This window comes from Neobacillus bataviensis LMG 21833, from assembly GCF_000307875.1.
Lineage (GTDB): Bacteria > Bacillota > Bacilli > Bacillales > Cytobacillaceae > Neobacillus > Neobacillus bataviensis.
This window is the reverse complement of the sequence record NZ_AJLS01000172.1, coordinates 1-517: the sequence shown is the minus strand read 5'-3', so window position 1 is coordinate 517 and position 517 is coordinate 1. Positions and strand designations below refer to the sequence as shown.

Genomic DNA, 517 nt, shown 5'->3' with positions numbered 1-517 from the left:
AGTCTATGACATAGCCTGATTCACTGACTAAAGCATGACATTTACATCTGATAATTTTTTTAAATCAGCTAAAATCTCACGTGACAGTATCAAAAAATACTGTATTTCTGGGTTTAGACAACATTTTGTTGCTCATTTTACGCAAATTCATGATTTCCCAAGAATTTTCAGGGTCTAAGTTCCCTGTCGGTTCATCGGCAATCAATACTTTTGGTGCATTAGCAATCGAGCGGGCGATTGCCACACGTTGCTGTTCCCCACCTGAAAGTTCATTTGGAAATGAACGAATCTTGTGTTTCAATCCAACGAGGTCAAGCACTTCATTGACCCGTTTTTTGATTTCGCGCGGACTTTTACCAATAACTTCCATGGCATAGGCAATGTTTTCATAAACTGTTTTCTTTGATAAGAGTTTATAGTCTTGGAAAACCACACCTACAGAACGACGTAACAACGGAACGTCTCGACGTCTTAATTTAGATAAATCATATTGCGCAACTGTTCCTTCTGTTGAATC

General features: G+C 38.5%; 1 pseudogene. It reads right to left on the bottom strand.

The features are described from left to right. Nucleotides 1–124 precede the first annotated feature (124 nt). A pseudogene (locus tag BABA_RS24440) lies at nucleotides 125–517 on the bottom strand (cell division ATP-binding protein FtsE); the annotation flags it as partial.